The 22,470-nt window shown below is 68.8% G+C and carries 23 protein-coding genes; 8 read left to right on the top strand and 15 right to left on the bottom strand.

Going from position 1 to position 22,470, the window contains the following annotated elements; all coding sequences use genetic code 11:
- Positions 1–14: 14 nt before the first annotated feature.
- The gene (locus ABNF93_RS22855) at positions 15–926 is read left to right on the top strand and encodes an aldose 1-epimerase family protein (RefSeq protein ID WP_349330188.1); all 912 of its coding nucleotides are present in this window, start codon (positions 15–17) and stop codon (positions 924–926) included.
- A 108-nt stretch (positions 927–1,034) separates the two neighbouring features.
- Here the strand turns inward: ABNF93_RS22855 and ABNF93_RS22860 are convergent, their stop codons facing one another.
- From ABNF93_RS22860 to ABNF93_RS22875, 4 genes are all read right to left on the bottom strand, one after another.
- A complete protein-coding gene (locus tag ABNF93_RS22860) occupies positions 1,035–1,457 on the bottom strand; it encodes a YbaB/EbfC family nucleoid-associated protein (protein ID WP_349330189.1) in 423 nt (140 codons plus the stop codon).
- Positions 1,458–1,529: 72 nt separating this feature from the next.
- Positions 1,530–2,048 carry a hypothetical protein gene (locus ABNF93_RS22865; protein ID WP_349330190.1) on the bottom strand — a complete coding sequence of 173 codons (519 nt, stop codon included), beginning with the start codon at positions 2,046–2,048 and terminating at the stop codon, positions 1,530–1,532.
- Positions 2,049–2,168: 120 nt separating this feature from the next.
- On the bottom strand, positions 2,169–3,065 hold the full coding sequence (locus ABNF93_RS22870) for a WXG100-like domain-containing protein (protein WP_349330191.1): 897 nt from the start codon (positions 3,063–3,065) through the stop codon (positions 2,169–2,171).
- Positions 3,066–3,130: 65 nt separating this feature from the next.
- Entirely contained in the window at positions 3,131–3,448 is a 318-nt protein-coding gene (locus ABNF93_RS22875) for a WXG100 family type VII secretion target (protein ID WP_349330192.1), read from the bottom strand.
- Positions 3,449–3,634: 186 nt separating this feature from the next.
- On the opposite strand from ABNF93_RS22875, the gene dnaN reads away from it, so the two are divergent.
- On the top strand, positions 3,635–4,762 hold the full coding sequence (gene dnaN / locus ABNF93_RS22880; RefSeq protein ID WP_349330193.1) for a DNA polymerase III subunit beta: 1,128 nt from the start codon (positions 3,635–3,637) through the stop codon (positions 4,760–4,762).
- 76 nt (positions 4,763–4,838) lie between these two features.
- On the opposite strand, the gene mug is transcribed toward dnaN, so the two are convergent.
- The 6 genes from mug to ABNF93_RS22910 form a co-directional block, all read right to left on the bottom strand.
- Entirely contained in the window at positions 4,839–5,387 is a 549-nt protein-coding gene (gene mug / locus ABNF93_RS22885; protein ID WP_349330194.1) for a G/U mismatch-specific DNA glycosylase, read from the bottom strand.
- Between the two features lie 92 nt (positions 5,388–5,479).
- Entirely contained in the window at positions 5,480–6,163 is a 684-nt protein-coding gene (locus ABNF93_RS22890; protein WP_349330195.1) for a DUF899 domain-containing protein, read from the bottom strand.
- Between the two features lie 104 nt (positions 6,164–6,267).
- A complete protein-coding gene (locus ABNF93_RS22895; RefSeq protein ID WP_349330196.1) occupies positions 6,268–6,597 on the bottom strand; it encodes an ArsR/SmtB family transcription factor in 330 nt (109 codons plus the stop codon).
- The gene (locus ABNF93_RS22900; protein WP_349330197.1) at positions 6,587–7,018 is read right to left on the bottom strand and encodes an SRPBCC domain-containing protein; all 432 of its coding nucleotides are present in this window, start codon (positions 7,016–7,018) and stop codon (positions 6,587–6,589) included. The genes ABNF93_RS22895 and ABNF93_RS22900 overlap by 11 nt, the downstream gene beginning before the upstream one ends.
- A gap of 87 nt (positions 7,019–7,105) precedes the next feature.
- A complete protein-coding gene (locus tag ABNF93_RS22905) occupies positions 7,106–7,903 on the bottom strand; it encodes a protein phosphatase 2C domain-containing protein (RefSeq protein WP_349330198.1) in 798 nt (265 codons plus the stop codon).
- 98 nt (positions 7,904–8,001) lie between these two features.
- Positions 8,002–8,619 (bottom strand): DUF1707 SHOCT-like domain-containing protein, encoded by a 618-nt coding sequence (locus ABNF93_RS22910; protein WP_349330199.1) that lies wholly within the window; start codon positions 8,617–8,619, stop codon positions 8,002–8,004.
- Between the two features lie 124 nt (positions 8,620–8,743).
- On the opposite strand from ABNF93_RS22910, the gene ABNF93_RS22915 reads away from it, so the two are divergent.
- Positions 8,744–10,117 carry an FAD-binding oxidoreductase gene (locus tag ABNF93_RS22915; protein ID WP_349330200.1) on the top strand — a complete coding sequence of 458 codons (1,374 nt, stop codon included), beginning with the start codon at positions 8,744–8,746 and terminating at the stop codon, positions 10,115–10,117.
- A 116-nt stretch (positions 10,118–10,233) separates the two neighbouring features.
- Here ABNF93_RS22915 and ABNF93_RS22920 read toward each other — a convergent pair whose 3' ends face one another.
- Positions 10,234–10,833 (bottom strand): hypothetical protein, encoded by a 600-nt coding sequence (locus ABNF93_RS22920; RefSeq protein ID WP_349330201.1) that lies wholly within the window; start codon positions 10,831–10,833, stop codon positions 10,234–10,236.
- A 337-nt stretch (positions 10,834–11,170) separates the two neighbouring features.
- Between ABNF93_RS22920 and ABNF93_RS22925 the strand changes: the two genes are divergently transcribed.
- The 3 genes from ABNF93_RS22925 to ABNF93_RS22935 are packed head-to-tail and all read left to right on the top strand — an operon-like array spanning position 11,171 to position 15,137.
- Entirely contained in the window at positions 11,171–12,580 is a 1,410-nt protein-coding gene (locus tag ABNF93_RS22925) for an NAD(P)/FAD-dependent oxidoreductase (protein ID WP_349330202.1), read from the top strand.
- Positions 12,577–14,097 (top strand): cytochrome ubiquinol oxidase subunit I, encoded by a 1,521-nt coding sequence (locus tag ABNF93_RS22930; protein WP_349330203.1) that lies wholly within the window; start codon positions 12,577–12,579, stop codon positions 14,095–14,097. Before ABNF93_RS22925 ends, ABNF93_RS22930 begins: the two co-directional genes overlap by 4 nt.
- Positions 14,097–15,137, top strand: coding sequence for a cytochrome d ubiquinol oxidase subunit II (locus tag ABNF93_RS22935; RefSeq protein WP_349330204.1), 1,041 nt, complete (start codon positions 14,097–14,099; stop codon positions 15,135–15,137). The genes ABNF93_RS22930 and ABNF93_RS22935 overlap by 1 nt, the downstream gene beginning before the upstream one ends.
- Here ABNF93_RS22935 and ABNF93_RS22940 read toward each other — a convergent pair.
- Positions 15,101–17,434 carry an FUSC family protein gene (locus tag ABNF93_RS22940; RefSeq protein WP_349330205.1) on the bottom strand — a complete coding sequence of 778 codons (2,334 nt, stop codon included), beginning with the start codon at positions 17,432–17,434 and terminating at the stop codon, positions 15,101–15,103. The genes ABNF93_RS22935 and ABNF93_RS22940 overlap by 37 nt on opposite strands.
- A gap of 135 nt (positions 17,435–17,569) precedes the next feature.
- Between ABNF93_RS22940 and ABNF93_RS22945 the strand changes: the two genes are divergently transcribed.
- Together ABNF93_RS22945 and ABNF93_RS22950 are read left to right on the top strand one after the other, a co-directional pair.
- Positions 17,570–18,103 carry a DUF1269 domain-containing protein gene (locus ABNF93_RS22945; RefSeq protein ID WP_349330206.1) on the top strand — a complete coding sequence of 178 codons (534 nt, stop codon included), beginning with the start codon at positions 17,570–17,572 and terminating at the stop codon, positions 18,101–18,103.
- A gap of 56 nt (positions 18,104–18,159) precedes the next feature.
- Complete coding sequence (locus tag ABNF93_RS22950; protein WP_349330207.1) at positions 18,160–19,110, top strand: cyclase family protein; 951 nt, start codon at positions 18,160–18,162, stop codon at positions 19,108–19,110.
- A 42-nt stretch (positions 19,111–19,152) separates the two neighbouring features.
- Here the strand turns inward: ABNF93_RS22950 and ABNF93_RS22955 are convergent, their stop codons facing one another.
- From ABNF93_RS22955 to ABNF93_RS22965, 3 genes are all read right to left on the bottom strand, one after another.
- Complete coding sequence (locus ABNF93_RS22955; protein WP_349330208.1) at positions 19,153–19,647, bottom strand: cupredoxin domain-containing protein; 495 nt, start codon at positions 19,645–19,647, stop codon at positions 19,153–19,155.
- A gap of 204 nt (positions 19,648–19,851) precedes the next feature.
- Complete coding sequence (locus ABNF93_RS22960; RefSeq protein WP_349330209.1) at positions 19,852–21,120, bottom strand: MFS transporter; 1,269 nt, start codon at positions 21,118–21,120, stop codon at positions 19,852–19,854.
- A gap of 84 nt (positions 21,121–21,204) precedes the next feature.
- On the bottom strand, positions 21,205–22,437 hold the full coding sequence (locus tag ABNF93_RS22965) for a DUF5005 domain-containing protein (RefSeq protein ID WP_349330210.1): 1,233 nt from the start codon (positions 22,435–22,437) through the stop codon (positions 21,205–21,207).
- Between the last annotated feature and the right edge of the window lie 33 nt (positions 22,438–22,470).

A 22,470-nucleotide genomic window follows, 5' to 3' on the forward strand; every position in this document is an offset into this window, starting at 1 on the left:
GGAGGACAGAACTCGTGCAGCCAAGCGGAGAGCAGTACTCCATGACGGCGGTCGGCTACACCGCGACCGTGACCGAGGTCGGTGCCACGTTGCGCAAGCTCGCCCACGAAGGACGCGCGCTCGTCGCCGGCTTCGCCGCCGAGGAGATCCGGCCGGCCTACCGTGGCGCCGTGCTCGCCCCCTGGCCCAACCGGGTGGCCGATGGTGCGTACGACTTCGGGGGTACGACGCACCAGCTGCCGCTGAGCGAACCGGCCCGGCACAACGCCCTGCACGGCCTGGTCGCCTGGGTGCCCTGGACACTGCTCGAACGCTCAGCGGACCGGGTGGTCCTCGGGTACCAGCTGTTCCCGCAGGACGGGTATCCGTTCCGGCTCGATCTGACCGTGTCCTACGTACTTTCCGTCGACGGGCTGACGACCCGGCTCACGGCGCTGAACGCCGGCGTGTACGAGGCGCCTTACGGGTGCGCGCCGCACCCCTACCTCGTCGCCGGGCCGGGCCGGGTCGACGACTGGACGTTGGACCTGCCGGCGGCGGACTACCTCGAGGTGACGCCCGACCGGTTGCTGCCCGTGCGGGTGACGCCGGTCGAGGGGACGTCGTACGACTTCCGCCGCGCGCACGACATCGGGGACACGTTCCTCGACCACGCCTACACCGGCCTCGGTCGCGACCCGGGCGGGCGGACCCGGGTGCGGGTCGTGACCGGCGAGGGGAGCGGAGTGGAGATGTCGTGGAGCGCGGAGAGCCTCCCGTGGGTGCAGGTGCACACGGCCGACCGCCCGGAACCGGAGCTCAACCGGTCCGGCCTCGCCGTCGAACCGATGACCTGCCCGCCGGACGCGTTCAACTCCCGCACGGACCTGCTGGTGCTCGCGCCCGGCGAACTCCACGAAGCCTCCTGGACCATCACCGCCGTCTAGGCCGATCGCCTGAGGCGAGGGCGGGGCCGCATGGGGCGAGCTGCACGGGGCGAGGGCCGAACCGCCTGACGGGGCCGACCTTCGTACGAACGTCGGATCCCCACCGTCTCAGCGGAGGCGGTCCTGGATCCGGGCGACGTCGGCGAGGACCTGGTCGATCACGTTGTCGAGGCCACGCTGCAGGTCTGTTGCCGCCTTCGCTGCCGGGTTCGTTCCGCCCTGCAACTGCTCGCCGACCTGGCCACGCGCGTCCGCGGCGGCGGCGTTCACGGCCTCCATCACGGTCGCGGCGAGCACCTCTGATCCCTTCCTGAGCAGGCGCGGGTCGACCGTGAGTTCCATCAAGGTCCCGTCCGTCGACGTCACCGCCGCCACGGTGCCGTCCTCGGACGCTCCCGTGCCGCGGATTTCGGCCATGGCCTGCTGCAACTCCCGCGCGGCGGAAGTCGGGTCACCGCGTACTTCGTTGAGCCGATCCTCGAGCCCGTCGGTGCCGAGTTCACCGAGATCGAACGACGGAAAGCCGGTCATCGCATCCTCCACTCCTCAACCTGTCGTGCTCAACCTGGTTGTGCTCACCTGTCGCGCTCAACCTGTTCGTGCTCACCGGCAGCCGTACTTCTCCGCAAGGGCCGGCAGATGCCGTGACGCACTCTTCATGTCGTCGGCGTAGACCGCGAATGCCTTGCGCGCTTCCACGACCGACATCCCCACGGCGTGCTCGACGAACGCCACGGGACCTGCGACGAGTGCGAACTCGTCCACCGAAACAAGGGTTGCGCGGACCAGGTCAGGCGAGGCGAGAACCACGTCGAACGGCCGCACCTCCTCCCACCAGGCATCGAGTTCGACCGGATCCAGCGTGACGACAGCAGCCTGGGATGGTTCGTCCGGCCCGAGGTCGGCAGTCGTCAGGCACAGGAGGCGGGCATCTCCCGCAGCGCGGTGCGCGGAGACAATGCGCTCCCCCGCCGGATCGTCGGAAAAGGAGTTGAACTCCTCGATCGGAACGACCGTCCTATCGCCGTCGGCCAACCAGTCCGCGCGGAATTCCTGGTCGGAGGCGAGCAGCGTTCTTCGACAACGCGCCACCTCGTCGATCGGCATCTGCTTGCTCGACATCGCTGTCCTACCTGGTCCTTCCTGATTCCCTACGTGAGTCCCCATGGGCAGCCCTCATGCGCCGTTTTCATGGGCCGTCCTCATGGGCCGTCCTCATGGGCACGGTCATCGCGGCCGATCTCACGGATCGTATCGATACTTGGTATCCGGCTGGCCCTTCTGTTGCAGTGAGATCGTCGTCCTGCCGTCGCTCGAACTCCGCAGCGATATGTCAGAACCGTCAGGCAGCTCCGCGACCTTGGTGCCGTTGGGATAGGACTTCACCTGAAGGCCCTCCGTAATCTCGGCGAAATCGCTTTCGGCCTGGGTGCGTCCGCCGTTCCGGACGGCGATCTTCGAATGCCCCTTACCCTTCGACTCCTTCTCGATGGTGGCGCCGTCGTCAAGGATGTCCTCGGCATCCTGGCGGTTCTTCGGGGTGGGCCGGCCGCCACGGGGCTTCCTCGGTTCCGGCTCGCGTTCCTTGCGTACGCGCTTGATGGCGTCGTCGAGCTTGGCGCGCGCCTTGGCGACGATCCTGGGCCCCAGTTCCTTCAGCGCTTTGATGGCCGCCAGATAGAGACCCTTGACGGCCGCACGGGTTGCCACGGTCTGTGCGGCGGCAGCCGCCAGCGACGCACCGAGGGTCTCGACGGCGCCGGCGATGGCGACCGCCCAGGTGTAGGCGAGATAGATCAGCTGGGCGATCACCGCGATCTTCAAGGTGATCACGATGATCGAGGCCGTGTAGAACGCCGTACCCACCAGGTCGGCGGCATCCGCGCCGCCGTTCAGGTACCCCTCCTCGGCTGCGTACTTCCTCCAGTGCTCGGAGAACGCCGCGATCGCCTCGTCGGCGTTGGTGGCGGTGACCTTACGTCCTGCAGCGTCGCCGTCGGGCTTCAGCTCACGCAGCGTGGAGGCGAACTTCTGCCACGCGTCGCCGCACTCCCAGAGCAGTTCCTCGTCTGCCTGCGGCCAGATGAAACCGACCATGGTGAGGAACTCGCCCAGCTCCTCGGGTAAGGGAATCCACACTGCCGCCCCCAGTGCTCGATACGTTCGATGAGGTCTGCGTCACGGGTTACTGGGTCGTTGTCTACTCAGCCACCGCCGGCGTCCTCGACGTCGCGCTCCGCGCCGTCCTCGGTGCGTTCCCACTTCTTCGCGATGGTCTCGAGTGCCTCGCCGATCTCGACGATCCCCTCACCGAGTTCCTGGTAGTAGGCGAATGCTCTGTCGGCGATCGGTTGGTAGATGCCGCCGAACACGGTGCCGAGGTCGTCGCCGCCCCAGGGCGAGTTCGTCCCCGTCGTCTCCCGCTTCAGCGTGCTGACCGCCGTATCGACGTCCTCACCGCAGGTGCGAAAGCCCTTCGCGCCCGCGCGCAGGTCGTCGCGGGCGTTGGTCTTGGGTGCCACGTCGTCCCCCGTCCGCTGCAGTGGTCAGAGGTCAATTCTCCACTGGTTCCGCCGGGCGCGCCGAGGTGCCTGTGGACAACTCCCGTACTCCCCTGCGGTACGGGTGCCGCCCACAGGCGCACCCCCGGCGTTGTCGGTGCTGCCACCTAGCCTCGCCTTCACACATTCGTACGAAAGGACCCTCCGATGAGGTTCACCTGCGACACCGCGCAGTTGGGCAGGTCCGCCGCCTTCGCCGCGCGGCACACCGCCGGCAACGGCGCATCCATCCCGTCGCTGTCCGGACTGCGGATGTCGGCGCGCGAGGATGTCGTACGCCTGACGGGTTACGACTACGAGGCCAGCTCCGTCGTCAGCTTTCCCGCCGAGGTCGGTGAGGCTGGTGAGCTGCTCCTGCCTGGCCGGGTGTTCGCTGAGATCGTGCGTGCGTTGCCGGCCGGATCGGTCGAGGTCAGCGCGGCCGGCGGCACGGTCGAGATCGCGGCCGGCACGATCGAGTTCACGCTGCCGACCCTGCCGATGGCCGACTACCCCGAGCTGCCGGCACCGCCCGCACCGACCGGGGTGGTCGACGGTGGGTCGTTTGCCAAGGTGGCCGCACAGATGGCCCGGATCGCGCTGCGCGAGCACGTCATCCCGGTGCTGTCGGGCACGCTGTGTGAGTTCGCGGACGACTCGCTCACCATGACCGCGTCGGACCGCTTCCGGGTCGCGATCCGGGAGTTGCCCTGGAAGCCGACCGATGCCGAGCTGCCCGCCAGGGCGGTCGCCCCGGCCCGGCTCCTCGCCGAGGCCGCCAAGGGCCTCGGTTCCGACGACGTCCTCACGGCGGGCGTCGGCGGCGCCGGCGATCCGTTGTTGAGTCTGGGCACGGACGACCGACTCACCACCCTCCGCCTGCTCGACGACACCTATCCCGCGCTGCGGTCGAAGGTGCCGACCTCGTTCGTGGGCGCGGTCACCCTCGACGCCGAACTGCTGGGCGCCGCGCTGCGGCGGGTGTGCATCGTCGCCGACCGTTACGCGGCGGTCGAGCTGTCGATCGGCTCCGACGAGGTCGTGGTGGGCGCCGCCGGCGACGTCGACACCCGCGGGCGTGAACGACTGCCCGCCGACCTCGACGGATCCGGTACGACGGTGGGGTTCAACGCCGGCTACCTGCTCGACGGCCTCGACGTACTCGACGCGCCCTACGCGCGACTCTCCTTCAACGAAGGAGTCCGTCCCGCCCTGCTCACCGGACGCGACAGCCCCGAGGCCGACGATCGGCCTGACGTCCGCTATGTCGCCATGCCACGCCGTCTCGCCTCGTGACGGTCGGAACCCCGTGAGGTGCAGAACCTCGTGGCGAGAGGGCCGGCTCGCGGTCCCACGTCGTTGCCGTCGGCCCTCAGGGCGGCCGTCCGGACATGGCGGCCTCGCGAAGCCGGGTGAACTCGGCGGCCAGACCTGCCGGGGTGTAGTGCGCGTTGAGACCGCTGGGATTCGGCAGTACCCAGACCTGGGCCGCGCCGAGCGTGGCGTCCTGCGGTCCGACCTTCGCGGCGGGGGAGTCGAAGGCGGTGCGGTAGGCGGTCACGCCGACGACCGCTACCCAGGTCGGGTGCTGGCGCGCGACCAGGCGGCGGAGGCGGCGGGCACCAGCGCGTAACTCTGCCGGTTCGACGTCACTCGCCTTAGCTGTCGCGCGTGGGACGAGGTTGGTGATGCCGAGCCCGTAGTCGAGCAACTCCCGCTGCTCGGCCGGCCGCAGCTGGCGTGGTGTCAGCTCGGCGTCGTGGAGGGCGCGCCAGAACCGGTTGCCCGGATGGGCGAAGTGCCAACCGGTCGCGCCAGAGGTGAGGCTTGGATTGATCCCGCAGAAGAGCACCGTGAGGCCGGGCGCCGTGACGTCCGGAATCGTCTTCCCGGCGGCGGCCAGGAGGTCGGCCCTCGGCACCGCTCCCTGTCGTCCGGCTCGCTCGGCCACTCAGCCCTCCGGCGGTGCTTTCAGGATCGCCGGCGTCGTGGTCTTCGGCCGGTCCGGTCCACCTACCCCTGCGCCCGTTCGGCGTCGCCGTATTCGTCGTGCCAGTTCCACCATTCGTACGGCGGGGTTCGGGGGTAGCCCTCGGGCGAGTCCTCCCACTGCTCCTGACGCCCGAGTGCGGTCATGTCGAGGTAATTCCAGGTGTTTCCCAATGCCTCGTCGCCGCGGGCATTGATGAAGTACGTGCGGAACACGCTGTCACCCTCGCGGATGAACGCGTTCGTGCCGTGCCACTCGTCCACACCGAAGTCGGCGTCGAACTCGTCGGTCATGGTGTACCACGGCATCGTCCAGCCCATCCGCGCCTTCACCCGCTCGATGTCCGGCTGCGGCGCACGCGAGGCGAAGACGAGTGTGGTGTCACGGGCGTTCAGATGGGCGAGGTGGCCGACGTGATCGGCCACCATGGAACAGCCGACACAGGCGTGGTCGGGCCAGCCGGACACACCGGGCTCGAAGAAGGCGCGGTAGACGATCAGCTGTCGACAACCCTCGAACAGGTCAAGCAGACTCGCCCTACCCGCAGGCCCGTCGAACTCGTACGCCTTCTCCACCGCCAGCCACGGCATCCGCCGACGCGCCGCGGCCAGCGCATCACGGGCCCGGGTCAGCTCCTTCTCCTTCACGAGCAGCTGCTCGCGCGCAGCCTCCCACTCCTGTGGCGAAACGATCGGTGGTGTTTTCATGGTGATGTTCTCCTTCCCGCTCAGGTTCATACCCACGCGCCTGGCTGGTCCCGTTCGGCTTGCCCAGGGGGCCCGGGCGACCACCTGTGGTGTCGCCGCGGGGCTTACCGGCTGAGGTGGTCCTTCAACGCATCGAGCTGGCCGTCCCAGTCGCGGGCCAGCGCGGCCAGGAACTGTTGTGCCACCTGCATCGGGGCGGAGTGGAGCCGGTACCGCACCCGGCGCCGCTCTCCTGGTTCGGCCGTCACCAGGCCGGCCTCTGCCATCAGGGCCAGGTGTTTGGCGATCGCCTGCCGCGTGATCGGCAGGCGACCGGCCAGGTCGGTGGCCGTGGCCGGTCCGCCCGACGCCAGCGCGGCCAGGATGGCCCGCCGGGTCGGGTCGGCCAGGGCGACGAAAACCTGTTCGGCGATCGCCTCGGTGTCAGGCGGCATCGAGGTAGTCGACCAGTTCGCCCAGCTCGCTTGCCCAGCCCTGGGTGTTGCCGTCGTACGCCTTGTGGTGGGCGTCTGCCGGCAACTGGGCAAAGCCGGATTCGACGACGGTCAGCCGCGTCCCCGTACCGACCGGTTCGAGCGTGAACTCGACATAGGTGCGGCGCGGATCGCCCTCGGGCAGGCCGTAGATGTGCCAGGTGAAGCCGAACACCGTCGGCTCCTCGACCCGTTCGACGCGCATGTCGGCGGTGTCGCCGCTGGTCCAGGTCATCCGGGCTGATCCGCCCGGGCGAAGGTCGATGGTGGCCTGGTTGCCGAACCAGGTGCCCAGACCCTCGGCCGTGGTGAGCGCCGCCCACACCTTGGCCGGCGGGTGGGCGATCTCGACGACACGCTCGATCCGATCGGGGAATGCCATGCCAGCCTCCACAAGTAGCAACCGTTTGGTTGCTACTTTATGGCAACCGATCGGTTGCGTCAATGGGCGGGTATCTCCAGTCACGGCCTACGCGTCTCCGTGTATGCGGAGGAGGGCCAGCGTCGCGTCGTCGTGCACCTTCGCCGTGGTGCGGCGCTGGCCTGCCGGTTGTCCCGCGTCCGCGCGTTCGGCGGCCCGGGTCTGGGCGATCCAGGCGTGCGGGCCGCCCGCGCGCAGGGCCTCGAGGGCGTCCCGCCAGTCACCCCACCCGAACGTGTCGACGAGGCGGGTCGCCCCGTCGGTGGCCGCCACCACCGTGCGTACGCCCGACAGTGCGGACTCACCGGTGAGCGCTTCGTACGCCGACTCCGGACGTTCGGCCGCCACCCAGTAGCCGCCGGGCTGGTTCCGCCGCGCTCGAACCACCGGGCCCGTCGGGCGTATCCCATCCGCGCGCAGCCGGCGACCTACCTGGCCCGCCCGGTTGTCGGTGATGAGCCGCGGTTCCCCGCCGGTGTCCACGACGATGGCCGCGTCGGACAGGACCAGATGTTCGAGCGTCCCCTCGCGGAGACGTACGACCGCCACCGTCGCGGCCGGGCTGTCCGGATGCGCGGGATCGCAGCCGCCGCCATGCGCGTCCCGAGTCTCGGCGATCGCCGCGGCGAGGCAGTCGGTGAGTGGCTCGGAACCCTTCCCCGCCAGGGAGAAGAGGCGGGTCCCGAGCGTCCGGGCGTACCACGCGACGCCATGCCGGCAGCCGGTGTCGGACCGATCGAGCGGTGTCACCCCGTCGACGACGACCACCACATCCGGGGAGGCCACCACGAAGTCCTCGTTCGGGATCGCGGGATCACCGGCAACGGTCGCGAACGTCACCTGCATGCGTCGCGGCTCCTCAGCAAGCCAGTTCCTTCACCCCACGGTGGCACCCTTGGACCTTATGCCCACCCGGAGCCGTCCCACCGACTCCGACCCAGGTGCTACTTCCGGCGTACGTGGATATCGCCACCGCCGACGATCGCCACACCCTTGAGCACGATGACCGGCGCACCAGGCGGGGGTGGCGTGTCGCCGGTGTTGATGCTGACGCCACCGAGGACGCCGCCGCACTGGTTCTGCACTTCGACGCCATCGGGAATGGTGATGCTGATCCCACCAAAGAGGGCGAACAACCTGATCTCGACTCGACGCGCGTCGAAAGTCGCCTCGGTCATGTCCAGATCGAAGCCGCCGAACACCGCGACCGCATTCGTCCGACGCCGCACGCGCCAGCGACCTTTCCGTTCGCCACCGCCGAAGATCCCGATCAGGTGGTCGGTCTCGGTGGACGCCCCGGCCTGGTCGATCACGGGGCTCCGGGCCCGCGCCTGCGAGTCCGCTCCCGGCGTTTCCACCACATCGGACAGGTCATGGGTCAGCGGTACCAGTTCCCCCAAAGTCTTCGCGGTGTAGACCGCGTCGAGGCGCTCGGAATGCTCATGCGTTTCCAGCCGCCCGTCCGCAAGCGCCTCACCCAGCAGCTGGACCACGCGTTCGCGATCCGCGTCGGACGCGCGGAGGTGCGCCCGTGGGTGTACCGGCTCAGGCAGATTCGTCATGGCGACACGATAGTGGGACATAGGGGTTGTGGGCGCGTGGCCATTCTCCTGGTTGTCCGGGCGTAGGTTGGACTTCAGGCCAGCGCCAGCGCATCGGGATGTTACGACATCAGGGGGACCGATCATGGTCGATTCCGCGCTCCAGCAACTCCGCGAACGCCTTCGTGGCCGCGTCATCACCGCGGCGGACGACGAATACGACCAGGCGCGCCGCGTCAACAACGCGATGATCGACCGGCATCCGCGCCTCATCGTCCGGCCCGCCAATTCCGGCGACGTGATGGCCGCGGTCGATTTCGCCCGCGACAACACTCTCGACCTCGCGGTCCGCGGCGGTGGGCACAGCGTGCCCGGGTTCGGCACCTGCGACGACGGGTTGGTCATCGACCTCAGCCGGATGCGCGGCGTCCGGGTCGATCCCGTCCGCCGGCTGGCCCGTGCGGACGGCGGCGCGACGTGGGGCGACTTCAACGCCGCGACGTATCCGTTCGGCCTTGCCACGACGGGCGGGATCATCTCCACCACAGGAATCGCCGGACTCACCCTCGGCGGTGGGATCGGCTATCTGACCCGCAGCCTCGGCCTGTCCTGCGACAATCTGGTCGCAGCCGATGTCGTCACCGCCGACGGGCAGTTTCTCCTGGCGAGTGCGCAGGACAATGCCGACCTCTACTGGGCCATCCGTGGCGGTGGCGGGAACTTCGGTGTCGTCACGTCGTTCGAGTTTCGGCTCAGCCCGGTCGTCGACATCTACGGCGGGCCGGTCTTCTTCGAGCTCGAAAGGGCACGTGACGTGTTGGAGTTCTATCGCGACTTCATCACCTCGGCCGACCATCGACTCGCCGTCTTTCCGGCGTTCCAGATCGCGCCGCCGCTGCCGTTCATTCCGCCAGGTCGCCACGGCGATCCGCTGGTGGGCCTTGTGTCGTGCTGGGCGGGACCACTCTCGGAGGGTCCCTCGATGGTGGCACCGATTCGCGATGTCGCTCCCGTGGTCGCGGAGTCTCTCGGCCCGATGCCCTACCCCGCCCTGAACACGGCGTTCGATGCGCTCGTCCCGCCGGGTATGCAGCAGTACTGGAAGGCCAACTTCGCCCGGGAGCTCACTGATCCCGCGGTCGACGCTCACCTGGAGTTCGGACCGCGGCTCCCGGCGTTGAACTCGACCGTGCACGTCTATCCCGTCAACGGTGCGTGCAACGAGGTGGCGGGCGACGCCACTGCCTTTGCCTATCGGGACACGACCTTCGCCACGGTGATCGCCGGAATCTGGCCCGACCCAGCAGACAATGCACAGAACATCTCGTGGGTACGCGACTACTACTCCGCCATCGCGCCGCATTCTGAGGAAGCCGGCTACATCAATTTCATGTCCGGCGACGACCAGGCTCGTACTGAAGACAACTACAGCGCCAACTACGAACGGCTCGTCGCGATCAAGAAGAAGTACGACCCGGCCAACCTCTTCCACCTGAACCAGAACATCAGGCCGGAATAGGGCCTGGCGACCGAGAAAGAAGGCCCCCTCACGCACGAGGTTCGCGCGAGGGGGCCCCTCATCCCACGTGCCGAGCTGGCGGCGGCCCGGGCGCCCGGCTTTCTACTCCGGGCTTTCTACTCCGGGCGCTTGAGGTACCGGTGCCGGCTGCGTACCTCGTCGAGAAGCTCCTCCGCGCTCAGCGCGAGCGCGTCGAGCTTGGGGTCGACCTCGTGGACGCGGGTCGCGTCGACGAACTCCGCCTCCGGCGGCAGCTTGGCCTTGACCGGGTTGACGGCGTCGTTCAGCACCGATGAATCGAAGCCGATCCGCTCGACGAACTTCGTACCGTCGTTCTTCCGCGCATGCCGCAGGGCACCGGCTTCGCGTAGCACGAGTTCGACCTTCGCCAGGGTTTCGCGGGCGTCGGCGAGCGTGTGATAAATGGCCTCGAGCTTGGTCTGGGCTTCCTGGCGTTCGATGATGGCGTGGTTCATCTCGGTCTTGGCGTCCGTCACCCGGCTAGCGGTGATCACTGCTCCGAGAATGGCGCCGAGAACGCCGGTCATCACGGCCGTGACGCCGGCATAGAGACTGAGATACTGGTTCCAGGCATTCGCGCGCATCGAGAGGTACGACACGAACGCGCCGAACGCGACGATTAACAGCAGTCCGAAGAATGTCCGTGGGTCTTTCCAGCTGTAGCTTCCGCCTTCGCGACCAGCGGTGCTGCTCATCATTCCCCTCCCCCGCATGGCATCCCGCTCGTTGCCCTGCACGCATCGAGACGCTCTGTGACTTGCGTACTACTGATTCGTCATCCTAGGTGTGACCTTTCACGGCCGTGCGGAAACCGCGGCTTCAATGTCTGGCAGCAATGACCGGACATGACCAGCACTTGTGGGCCAATTCCGCACGCTTCGCGTTGCTTCTGAGGGAGACAATGGCGCGTCGTCGGGTTGTGGGATTTGCCAAGCGGGGAAAGAGAACCGCGGGAGACAACAGGACCAAACGCCCGGCTTCACCCGCTGAGGGTGGTCCCGGTGCTCACGGCTGGCCGACACCCTGGGAATCATGGACGATCACATCAGGCCGCGGCGCATCGTGATCGTCGGCGGGGGATTCGCGGGACTCTTCGCAGCCCGCTCGTTTCGCCACGCACCGGTCAGGGTGACGCTGATCGACCGTGCGGCTCACCACCTTTTCCAACCGCTGCTTTACCAGTGCGCAACCGGAATCCTTTCCGAGGGCGAGATCGCCGCGCCGTTTCGAAGCGTCCTCAGGCGGCATCACAATGTCGAGTCCCTGCTCGCCGAAGTGACCGACTTCGACCTGGACCGCCGACAGGTGATCGCCCGCCGACCGCACGGTTTCGAGGTACGCGTCGACTATGACGATCTGATCGTCGCCGCCGGGGTCGAGCAGTCCTATTTCGGGCACGACGAGTTCGCCCGTTACGCACCAGGAATGAAGTCGGTCCTGGACGCGCTGACCATCCGGCAGAAGGTGTTCGGCGCGTTCGAGTTGGCGGAGTCGGCGGCGAACGCGGACGAACGCAAGCACTGGTTGACGTTCGCCCTGGTCGGCGCCGGACCGACCGGTGTCGAACTGGCCGGGCAGATCCGCGAACTCGCCACGCACACGCTTCGCAACGAATACCGGACGATCACGCCGGAGGACGCGCGGGTTCTCCTCTTCGACGGCGGCGACGAGCCGCTCGCGTCGTTCGGTACGAAGCTCGCCGACAAGACCGCGCGCTCACTCACCCAACTCTGCGTCGAACTTCACCTGCACACGCGGGTCACCAGTGTCGACGACGAAGGCCTCGACGTCAGGCAGGCGGACGGCAGGACCGTCCGCTACGACGCGGGAACGATCCTGTGGACGGCCGGTGTCACCGCACCTGCGGTGGCGGACACCCTCGCCAAGGCCGCAGGAGCCGAGCAGGACCGGTCGGGCCGGATCAAGGTCGCGCCGGACCTCACGATCCCGGGGCATCCCGAGATCTCCGTCGTCGGCGACATCATGAGCCTGGACCGGTTGCCCGGCGTCGCCGAGGTCGCCATGCAGGCAGGGATGTACGCCGCGACCCGGATCAGGCATCAGGTCGAGTGCCGACAGAAACCGCAGAAGCCGTTCAGGTACCGGGATCTGGGTTCAGCCGCCTACATCGCGCGCGGACGCGCCGTCATGTCCGTGGGATCCGTCCGCATCAGCGGGTTCCTCGGCTGGCTCGGCTGGTTGTTGCTGCACATCGCGTTCCTCACCGGCTATCGCAACCGGGTGGGTGCCGTCCTCAGCTGGCTCGTCGCGTTCACCTCGGAGGCACGCCGCGAGCGTGCGTTCACGACCCGCCAGCTCGAAGCGGCCCGCGAGATCTACGCCCCGACGGCTCCAGGGCCGCCCGAGCGACCGGGCTCACCAGCGCCCCCGGCGCCCCCGGCGCCTGCCGCGCGACCAAGGCCACCGGGAGAACACCAGTGATCGACATCGGGGCACAGTCGATGACCGCCGCGGCGGACCTGTTCCTCGCCCAGCCGCCGCCGCAGACGCTGCCGGCCCGCCTCCAGATGGCGTTCACCCTGATGACGCACATCATCCTGGTGCCTCTCGGCGTCGCACTGCCGTTCATCACCCTGGTCATGAACTGGCGTGGCCTGCGGAAGAAGGACGAGGTGGCGTTGAAGCTCGCCCGCCGATGGTCGGTGGTGATGGCGATCCAGTTCGCGGTGGGCGTCGTGTCCGGCACGATCCTCTCGTTCGAGTTCGGCCTGCTCTGGCCAGGTCTCATGGGCCGTTGGGGCGGAGTCTTCGGCAGCGGCTTCGGCATCGAGGCCTGGGCGTTCTTCCTGGAAGCGATCCTCATCAGCATCTACCTCTACGGTTGGCGACGCCTCAAACCGTGGACACACTTCCTCGTCGGTCTGCCGCTGCCGGCCGTCGCCCTGCTCGGTGCGTTCGGGATCCTCGCGGCGAACGCCTGGATGAACTCACCGCGCGGATTCACCCTCGACGCCCATGGGAACCCGAGCGCGATCGACATCCGGCGGGTTCTCTTCACGCCCCTGCTCGGGCCGCAGTACTGGCACTTCATCCTCGCCGCGTACATGGCCGCCGGTTTCGGTGTCGCCAGCATCTATGCGGTCGGCTGGCTTCGCGGGCGCCGGGACCGCTATCACAAGCTCGGCATCACCGTGCCCTTCACGGTGGCGGCGATCGCCACGCCGATCCAGCTCATCGTCGGCGACATCATCGCCCGCGCCGTCTTTCGTGAGCAGCCGGTGAAGTTCGCCGCCATGGAGCTGGTCTGGAGAACCGACACGCGGGTGCCGGAGTACATCTTCGGCCGGCTCAACGCCGACGGCACCGTCTCCGGCGGCATCCCGATTCCGTGGCTCGACTCGATGCTCGCCGGGTTCAGCCCCGACACCCGTGTCCAGGGGTTGGCGTCGGTACCGGTGAACAACCGCCCGTCACCTGAGCTCGCGACGCTCGTCCACACGTCGTTCGACCTCATGGTGATCCTCGGCACCCTGCTGTTCGGACTCTCGGCGTGGTACGCCCTTGCCTGGTGGCGGCATCGCGACCTGCCACGGTCGCGGTGGTTCTTCCGGTGCACCGCCCTGTCCGGGCTGGCGGCCATCCTCGCCATCGAGTTCGGCTGGATCACGACCGAGGTGGGCCGCCAACCATGGATCGTGTACGGATTCATGCGGGTGTCCGAGGCGGTGACCCGCAGCGTGGGACCCGCGACGATCTGGACGACCTTCGCCGTCATCGTCGTCATCTACGTCCTCATCGCGACGGCGTTCATCCGGCTGCTGTTGCGGCTTCGGCTGCGCTGGCAGCTGGCCGACGCGGAGGCCGCCGTGCGGGAAGCGCACGAAGCCGGGAAGCGCCCGCCGTCGGAGGCGGGAACCACGACTGCAAACAATCCGCCGCCGGGTTCAGCCGAAGGTCCCCCGCAGCGCGACGACGAGGATCGGGACGGGGCCCCGTGATGACGGCCGCCACCATTGTCGCCCTCGTCCTGCTCCTGGGTGTGGCGGCGTACTCCTGCGGCGGCGGCACCGACTACGGCGCGGGCATGTGGGATCTCGCGGCCGGTGGCGTCGAGCGCGGCGACCGCCCCCGGCGGCTCATCGACTACGCGATGGCTCCGGTCTGGGAGGTCAACAACGTCTGGCTGGTCTTCGTCCTCGTCATCACGTGGACCGGCTTTCCCAAGGTCTTCGCGGCGGTGTTCTCCGCGGCATGGATCCCGCTCACGCTCGCCATTCTCGGACTCATCCTGCGGGGTGTCGGTTTCGCGTTCCGCAAGCCGACCCGGCACCCGAGGAGCCGGCTCCGCTTCACCGCGTTGTTCGGCGTCTCCTCGATCCTGACGCCCTTCTTCTTCGCGGCCGCACTCGGCGCGATCGCGTCCGGGCGGGTCCCGCTGGGCAGTCGTGACGCCACGATCGTGTCGAGCTGGCTGAATCCCACGTCCGTCGCGTTCGGTCTCGTGTCGCTCGCCGCCACCGCATTCATCGCGGCGGTGTTCCTGACCGGCGACGCGGGCCGGTTCGGTGCACCGGACCTGGTGACGTACTTCCGCCGCCGCTCCGTCGTGGCGGCGGGCGCCTTCATGGTGGTCGGTGCGGCGGCTCTCGCCGTGGTGCGGTTCGACACACCCCGCCTCTTCGCCGGGCTGTGGAGTGGTGGGGCACTGCTCTTCACCCTCGGGATACCGGTCCTCACGGTCCTCACGGCCGTTCTCGTCAGCCGCGGCATCCCCCGGATCCCCCGCGTGACGGCGGTCGGCGCGGTCGGCGCGACCGTGTTCGCGTGGGGCGTCGCCCAGCATCCGTACATCCTTCCGACCTCGCTGACCATCGAGCAGGGCGCGGCGCCCAGCAGTTCACTGAACTGGCTGGTGCTCGTCGTCGTGGTCGCGGCGATCCTCGTCATCCCACCGCTCGTCCTGCTCTACCGGCTGGACGCCATGGGTGCGCTGGAGGCCGATCACGACGAGGACCTGAAACCGCGCGGCAGCACCTGAGACCGGCCGCCGCGACGGGCTGCCTGACGCACCCGCGCCGCCGGCTCGGCGAGCTTCGCCTCCAGCTGCCGAAGCTCGTCCAGCACCTGATGGATCCAGAGCAGCTGCAGCCGATGGCCGGCAGGTGACTGCCCGCCGTCGGCCGCCGCCTGACGCAGGCAGGCCAGCCGATGGGTCTCGTCGGCGGGATCGACAGGTGCCGGTGGCGGTATGGAGTCGTCGCTGGTCAGCGCGCCGCAGAGGTCCTCGTACCACGCCTCGATCCCCTCGGCGTAGGACACCATCGCCGGATCCCGCGCACCGAACGCATCTGCCCGGTGGTCAACGGCTCCGGCCAGGTGATGCAAGGAGTGGCCCGCCAACCGGAGTTGGTTCGCACCCGCCACCAGCGCGCCCACGTCCGCCACCGGGATCGGCCGCGCACCCCAGTCGGTCAGATAGTGGCCGAACGCCTCGTCCAGGCGGTGGCCCGCGTCGATGGCCGGGTGGGCGAACGCGGCCAGCGGCTCGGCTCCCGGCACGCCCGCGATCCGGCGTACGGATGCGGTGACGTAGGCGATCGCCGAACGGTACGCCGCGGACAGGTCGTGGGTAAGCACGGTCGTGACCCCTTGGGGCCACAGGAGAATCCCGACCAGCAGGCTGATCGCCGAGCCGACGGCGATGTCCTCGAGCCGGACCAGGCCCACCTGCCAGCCGGTCGGCACGATCAGGTTGAACAGGATGAGCACCATGAGCGAGAACGCCGCCTGCCCGGCACCGAACGACAGCCGTCCGGCCGCATAGCTCGCGAAGAACACCGCCACCGGAAAGATCGCCCACAGGACCACCTGGTGCGATCCGATGGCCACCATCAGGGCGCCGCCCGCCACGACGCCGACGACCGTCCCGGCGACCGCCCGGACGACCGTCGAGCTGGTCCGCAGGGCGTTCGACCGCAACACCGCCAACGTGGCGAGCACGACCCAGAAGCCGTGCTGCAGATGGGCCAGGTGGGCGACCAGGACGGCGACGCCGAGCCCCACGGCGCCCCGGGCGCAGTTGCGGAACCACAGCGAGTCCGGGCGGAAGTTCCGCACCGCCGCGGCCAGACCCTCACGGGCCCGTTGTCCGACGAACGCGGCGGACGGCACAGGCCGCGCCTCGATACCGCCCGCCACTGCTTCGCGTGTGGCGCTGTCCGCCGGCGTACTCCCCCCGACACCGCTCTCGCTGACCGCGCCACCGGTGGCGCGGAGGGCACTGACCGCCACCGACGCCGTGGCGAACGCCAGCGCCCGCATGCGCAACGCCGGCTCGATCGCCGCGAGCAGGGCCCTGTCCTCCGGCTCCGGTCGCGCGACCGACGTCTCGTCGATCCGGCGAAGGACCGTGAGCGCCATCTGCGAGCGGGCGCGCTCCAGCGCCTCGAGATCCGGTACACCGTTCCCCCGACGTAACCGGTCCGCGCTCGCCTGGAGCACGCCGACGACCTGGGCGCCGACCCGGCGGTTCTCCCCCTGCGCCATCGGTGCGGGTGTGTCGTCCCTGGTCGCGGCGGCGGCCTGCACGAGGGTGAACAGCCAGTCGATCTCGTTGACCAGGCAGGCGAGCCCCCGGTCGGTGCCAGCGGCGCCGGTCCGGTGGAACGGCGTACCGACGGCGATGTCCCGCATCTCCGCGATCGTGCCGGCCGCCGTACGCTTCACCGGCGGCGCCTCACCGAGCGCGTCCGGGCGCTTCGGGCCCGCCAGCCCTGCCGCCTCGATCAGGCGCGCCACGGCGACGCACGCATCGGCGGCCGCCAGCCGCAGCCGGTCGGTCGGCTGGTCGGCCAGGAGGAACATCGCGGCCGGAATTCCGACCGCGCATGCCAGGCCCCAGCCCGCGAGTCGGTCCGGCAGGTCGCTGACACCGCCGGGCAGCGAGACCGGAAGGACGAGCGTGAGCACCGCTCCGTTGCCGGCCGCCGCGAAGTAGCCGTTGACCACACCGGAATAGAGCACGAGGAAGCCGACGACCGTGGTCACCGACGCCGCGACCCAGGGATTCCCGGAGCACAGCGTCCCGATCGCGATCATGACGGCACCGGTCAGCGCAAGGGCGGCGTACGCCACCACCTGCGTACTCCGTCTGCCGGAGAACTCGACCATGACCAACAGCGCGAACGCACCGAATGCCGCGAAGAGCGCCACCTGGCGGTTGCCGATCACCACATGGGCGAACGCGAAGAGCGTGGGAATGACGATCGCGCCACGCAGGGCACGGCCGACCGCGTGCCGCTGCGCGCCCACGAGCACACGCCCGAGCGCGGTCATCAGCTCTCCTCCCGTTGCCACCCGACCCGTACCCATCGACGGGGCTTGCGGCGCGCACACGTCATGCCCGACTTCACCCGGCCCGGGTGAGGGGACCGCGGGTGCGGCGGCGGGATGGTGAGAGTGCGTCGGAAAATGTCCGACCAGATGTGGGGGAATGTGATGGCGAAGAGCCACGACGTATTCGTCTATCTCGGTACGTACGCGAACGAAGCCGACGCCGAGGCCGACCTGCAGGCGGTGAAGACCCTGCACCGGGAGGGCGCGATCGGGACGTACGACGCTGCCGTGGTCGACCGGCACGACGGGGACGTCCATGTCCACAAGGTCGAGACGCCGACCCGTCGAGGCACCTGGACGGGCGTCGGCGTCGGCGCGGTACTCGGGATCCTGTTCCCGCCGTCGATCGTCGGCACCGCGTTCGTCGGCGGCGTCGCGGGTGGCCTCGTCGGGCACTTCGCCCACGGCATGTCACGCAAGGATGTCCGGGAGCTCGGCGAGACCCTCGACACCGGCGAGGCCGCGTTGATCGTCATCGGACGGGACCGACTCGCGGAGAAGCTCGACAAGGCTCTCACCCGGGCCGAGCGGCTGGTCGAGAAAGAGGTCGACCTCGAAGGGCGGGAGCTCGACAAGCAGCTCGCGGCCGCCAACGCCGAGCAGAGCTAGTGTGCCCGGCGAGGAAGCGGTCCGACAGCAGTGCCGCCGGCGGGCAGGCGATCACCATGGCACAGACGACCGGTCGCCTGTCGGCCGGTGAGTTTCGTACGCTCTTCGCCGCCGTCTCCGCCTGGGACAGGACAGGCGAACCGGCCGAGCGTGGGGCGCTGCGTCATCTCACCCCGGACCGCGTCGCCGCGGCCGCCCGACTGGTGCGTACGGGAGTGACGGTGCCGCTCGGCCGGGTCCTCGACACGCACAGGGGCCCGGCGAATCCGTCGCCGGCCGTGCACGTCATGACCTCGACACCGGAACCTGGTGGCGAGAGCGACGCCGACGCCACTGGCACCGTCCACTTCGCCACCGACTATGTGGGTCTCGACTACCACCATGACACGCACAGCCACGTCGATGCCTTGTGCCACGTCGATTTCGACGGCCTGCTCTACGGTGGCGTACCTGCCGAGACGGTGACGTCCTACGGTGCCGAGCACGCCTCGATCGCGATGCTCGCCGGAGGCCTGGTGGGCCGCGGGGTTCTGCTCGACATCCCGCGGGTGCGCGGCAGCCGGTGGGTCGAACCCGGCCAGCACGTCTACCGAAAGGACCTCGAAGCCGCCGAACACGAGCAGCGGGTGCGGGTCGGCACCGGGGACATCCTGCTCGTCCGTACCGGGCATGCTCGCCGGCTCGACGAGCTCGGACCGTGGGACACGACGCGTGTCAAGGCCGGCTTGCATCCGGCAACGGTGACCTTTCTGGCCGAGCGGGAGGTCGCTGCGCTCGGGTGTGACGCCAACAGCGACACCGCACCGAGTACGACCGACGGGGTCGCCTTTCCCGTGCACGTTCTCGCCATCAACGCGATGGGGATCCACCTGTTGGACTATCTGCACTTCGAGGAGCTCGCCGAACGGTGTGTGCGAGAGGACCGCTGGGAGTTCTTGTTCGTGGCGGCGCCCCTGCGGGTTCCTGGCGGGACGGGCTCCCCGGTCAATCCGCTCGCGATCTTCTGACCCGGTGAGCCGACGCGATGACCTACGGGCGGCGAGAGGTTGCTAACGCCTCGCCGTCGCCTTCGGTCCGGGCTTGTCGATCGGCCCGGACGCATTGAACACACCCGCCATGCCGTTCTTCTTCTGGAAGGTACAGAAGAACGACAGGTTTCCCGACTTCGGCAACCTCACCGGCACCTCGGAGACGCCGCCGGGCTGGATCTGCATGTCGACGTACGTACCAGCGATCGTGAAGGTATGCGGCGACTGGCTCTCATTTTCCAAAGACACCACGATGCGCTGCCCCGGCGTTCCCTTGATCACCGTCGGAGAGAAGTAGTTGTCCTCGATCTCGATGCTGACCTTGCGCGCACCAGTGATGTCCTTCGTGCCGTGATAGTTGGCCCGCACGCCGGCGAGCTCAGCCTTGCTGCCGATCTGCAGGGTTGGAGTCGCCTTCGCCGGCTTGGGAGTGGCCGCACCGGATCGAGCAGGCTCCGGATCGCCGCCACATCCCGTGAGCGACAGGACGGAGATGAGTACCACGATCAGGCCCATCCCACGCATGGGAACACACCCCCGTGACCGGATGACTTCTGTCGAGCAGCACATGACTTCTGCCCGACATTGACGGCGCCGAAGAAAAAGCAAATGAACGTCTCGAATCTAGATCAGAAGGCGATCGGTTGGAGCGAATTCCGGCAGCTGGTGAATTCGTCGCCGCAAAGGCCTTTCTGTTTCACTTCTTTCCAAAGTGGAGTATCAGGTCGGCTCCGGCGGGCCGAGGCTCAGTCGCCCGCGTCGCTGCAACACATAAACGGTCACCGCCGCGCCGACCGCGAGGATTCCCAGCATGGCCGGGCTGAGCCACGGCGTCGACCATCGCTGGCCGAGGTCCTCGGCGTAGCCGATGGCGGTGTTGCCGAGGGCTGTGGTGATGCCGGCGGCGGTCGTCGCGAGGCCGATGTAGGTTCCGGTCAGCCCTACGGGGGCGAAGCCGCTCACCAGGTCGAGTGCGTAGGGCTGCGCGACGTCGAGTCCCAACGTCAGCAGCAGTGTCGCCGCCAACACCGGCAGCGCGGCCACCACGACCGCGACCACCGCTGTGCCATCGTCGCCCGACCCGTCCAGTGGCGTCATCGTCGTACTCCATGCCAACGGCACGAACGAGGCCGCCGTGGCGACCAGGCCGCATGTGATCGCCGTACCCGGCGCCAGGCGGCGGCGTAGCCACCTGATCATCCGGAGCTGGGCGGCCAACGTCAGCACGGTGGACACCAGGAACACGCACCCGGCCGCGCCCGCCCACCCGGTGACGCGGGTCGCCTCGAGCGGAAGCAGCAGATAGAACTGGTTGTAGAGCAGGAAGAGCACGGACGTGGCCACCGCGAATCCGGTGAACGCACGGTTGCGCAGACCGTCGCGCACGGATGCGCCGAGTCCCTGCGTGAGTGGCTCGACCGGCCGTGAGGGCAGCGCGAAGCACTGCCAGATCGTGAGAACGCCGAAGATCGCCGCCGCCACGCCCGCCGTCCACCGGAAGTCGACCGCGACCATCACGCTGCCCAGCAGGGGACCGGTCAGCGCCCCGACGGTGCTCGCGATGTTCTGCAGGGCGAAGGCGTCGAGCCGCCGGTCCCCGGCCTCGACCGCGATGTACGCACGAGCCGCCGGGCTGAAGAACGCACCCGCGAGTCCGACCAGCATCGACGCCGCGACGAGTCCGACCACCTGGTCGACGATCGCGAACATTCCGAAGGCCACGCACCGCAGGGCGCAGCCGACGATGATCACCGGGCGGGCGCCGAACCGGTCGGCCGCCGTACCACCGACGAGCGTCAGGCCCTGTTGGCAGAAGACCCGTAGGCCGAGGATGGCACCGACCGCGGCCGCCGCGAGGTGGCGCTCGTCGCGAAGATAGGTGGCGAGGAAGGGGATCAGGACGAAGAACCCGAAGGCGATGCCGAACGTGTTGACCAGCAACACCTGCACCGCCGGGGACAGCGATCGCGCCAGCCGGAAGGTTCTCATCGAGCGACCACGACAGACAAGGCTAACCCGGCCGGTTCGGCCGCCCAAAGCGTCACCCCGACGAACGCGTCACCCCGAGAAGCGTCACCCTGACGAAAGCGTCACCTCGACGAATCGGGGGCGGTAGATCGTCACGTCGTCGTACAGGTCGGCGTTGGGGTCGAGACTGTTGACGTTGTAGGTGACGAGCAGCCGGTCACCGCTGCGGAGATCGGGATGTTCGTGCGCGTTGTAGGTGATGATGTTCGGGTTGCCGTAGGACCCGTCCGCGCCGGTTTCGGGCGTGACGTAGACGGTCGTCGCACGAGTGAAGGGCCCGGTGGGTGAGCACCCGACGTAGGCCACGATGTTCCTGCTGAACAGCTCGGTCGTGTCCTGCGTGATGACCACGTAGCCGTCCCGGAAGGGTGCGACGCTGTACTCGTTGGCAACACCGGGCATGATCCGGGCCGTGTCGGTCTCGGTGGCCGACCAGCCGGACCCGGTCCAGTAGGACCACGGCCCGGCGGCGACGTCGCCACCCTTGACCCGGGCGAGGTGCATGTACTTCGTGGCGCCGAGATCCTCGACTCCATAGATGTAGGTGTAACCGCCGACCCGCTGCAGCCACGACGCCCACTGCACACCGGCGGCCGATGGCATGGGAACGAGCTCCCGTAGCGTCAACCGGTCGGGGTCGAAGCGGCCGAGCTTGTTCTCCCGCCAGGCGAAGTCCCAGGGTTCCGGGCCGGTTCTGCCGTACTCCAGGAACATCACGTCGAGCGAGTTCGGCGTGACTGTGCCGGCGCCCAGCCAGTTCCAGGTGTCCGGCTCGTCCGGCGGAACCAGGGACTCGGGCGCGTCAGGCGTGCCGCCGCTGACGGTCGTGAGCTCGTCGCCATCCTCCACGACGAAGGAGTTGTTGAGGAACGGAACGGTGGTCGGCCGGCTGAGGTCGTCGTTGACCGGACCCCAGAACGTGTCCGAGAACAGCCACAGGGTGCGACCACTGGTGAGCGGGACCGAGTAGGTGCTGTCCCCGCCGGTCCAGCCGACGCCGCTGTTGCCGTAGTCGGCGAACCGCTGGGTGCGTCCCTCGTCGATCTCGGCCGTCGCCGTCCACTGTTGCCCGGGCAACGCGCAGGAGCGCCCCGCCGCGCCGCCTGCGGTCCGGGCGGTCTCGCCGGTACCAGGGGCACCACCGACGCTTCGCGCGGCGGCAACGGCGGGCGGCACCGCGAGCAGGAGCGCGACCGAGGCGCCCAGGACCCCCGCGACCGCCGGCCGGGCCAGAGTGTTGCGTGAACGGAGCCGTCGCTTCGAGCCGTTGCGCCGCATCGCGCACCTCCTGCACGTCGTACAACCCCGTGG

It is taken from the genome of Actinopolymorpha sp. B9G3 (genome assembly GCF_040120725.1).
Classification (GTDB): domain Bacteria; phylum Actinomycetota; class Actinomycetes; order Propionibacteriales; family Actinopolymorphaceae; genus Thermasporomyces.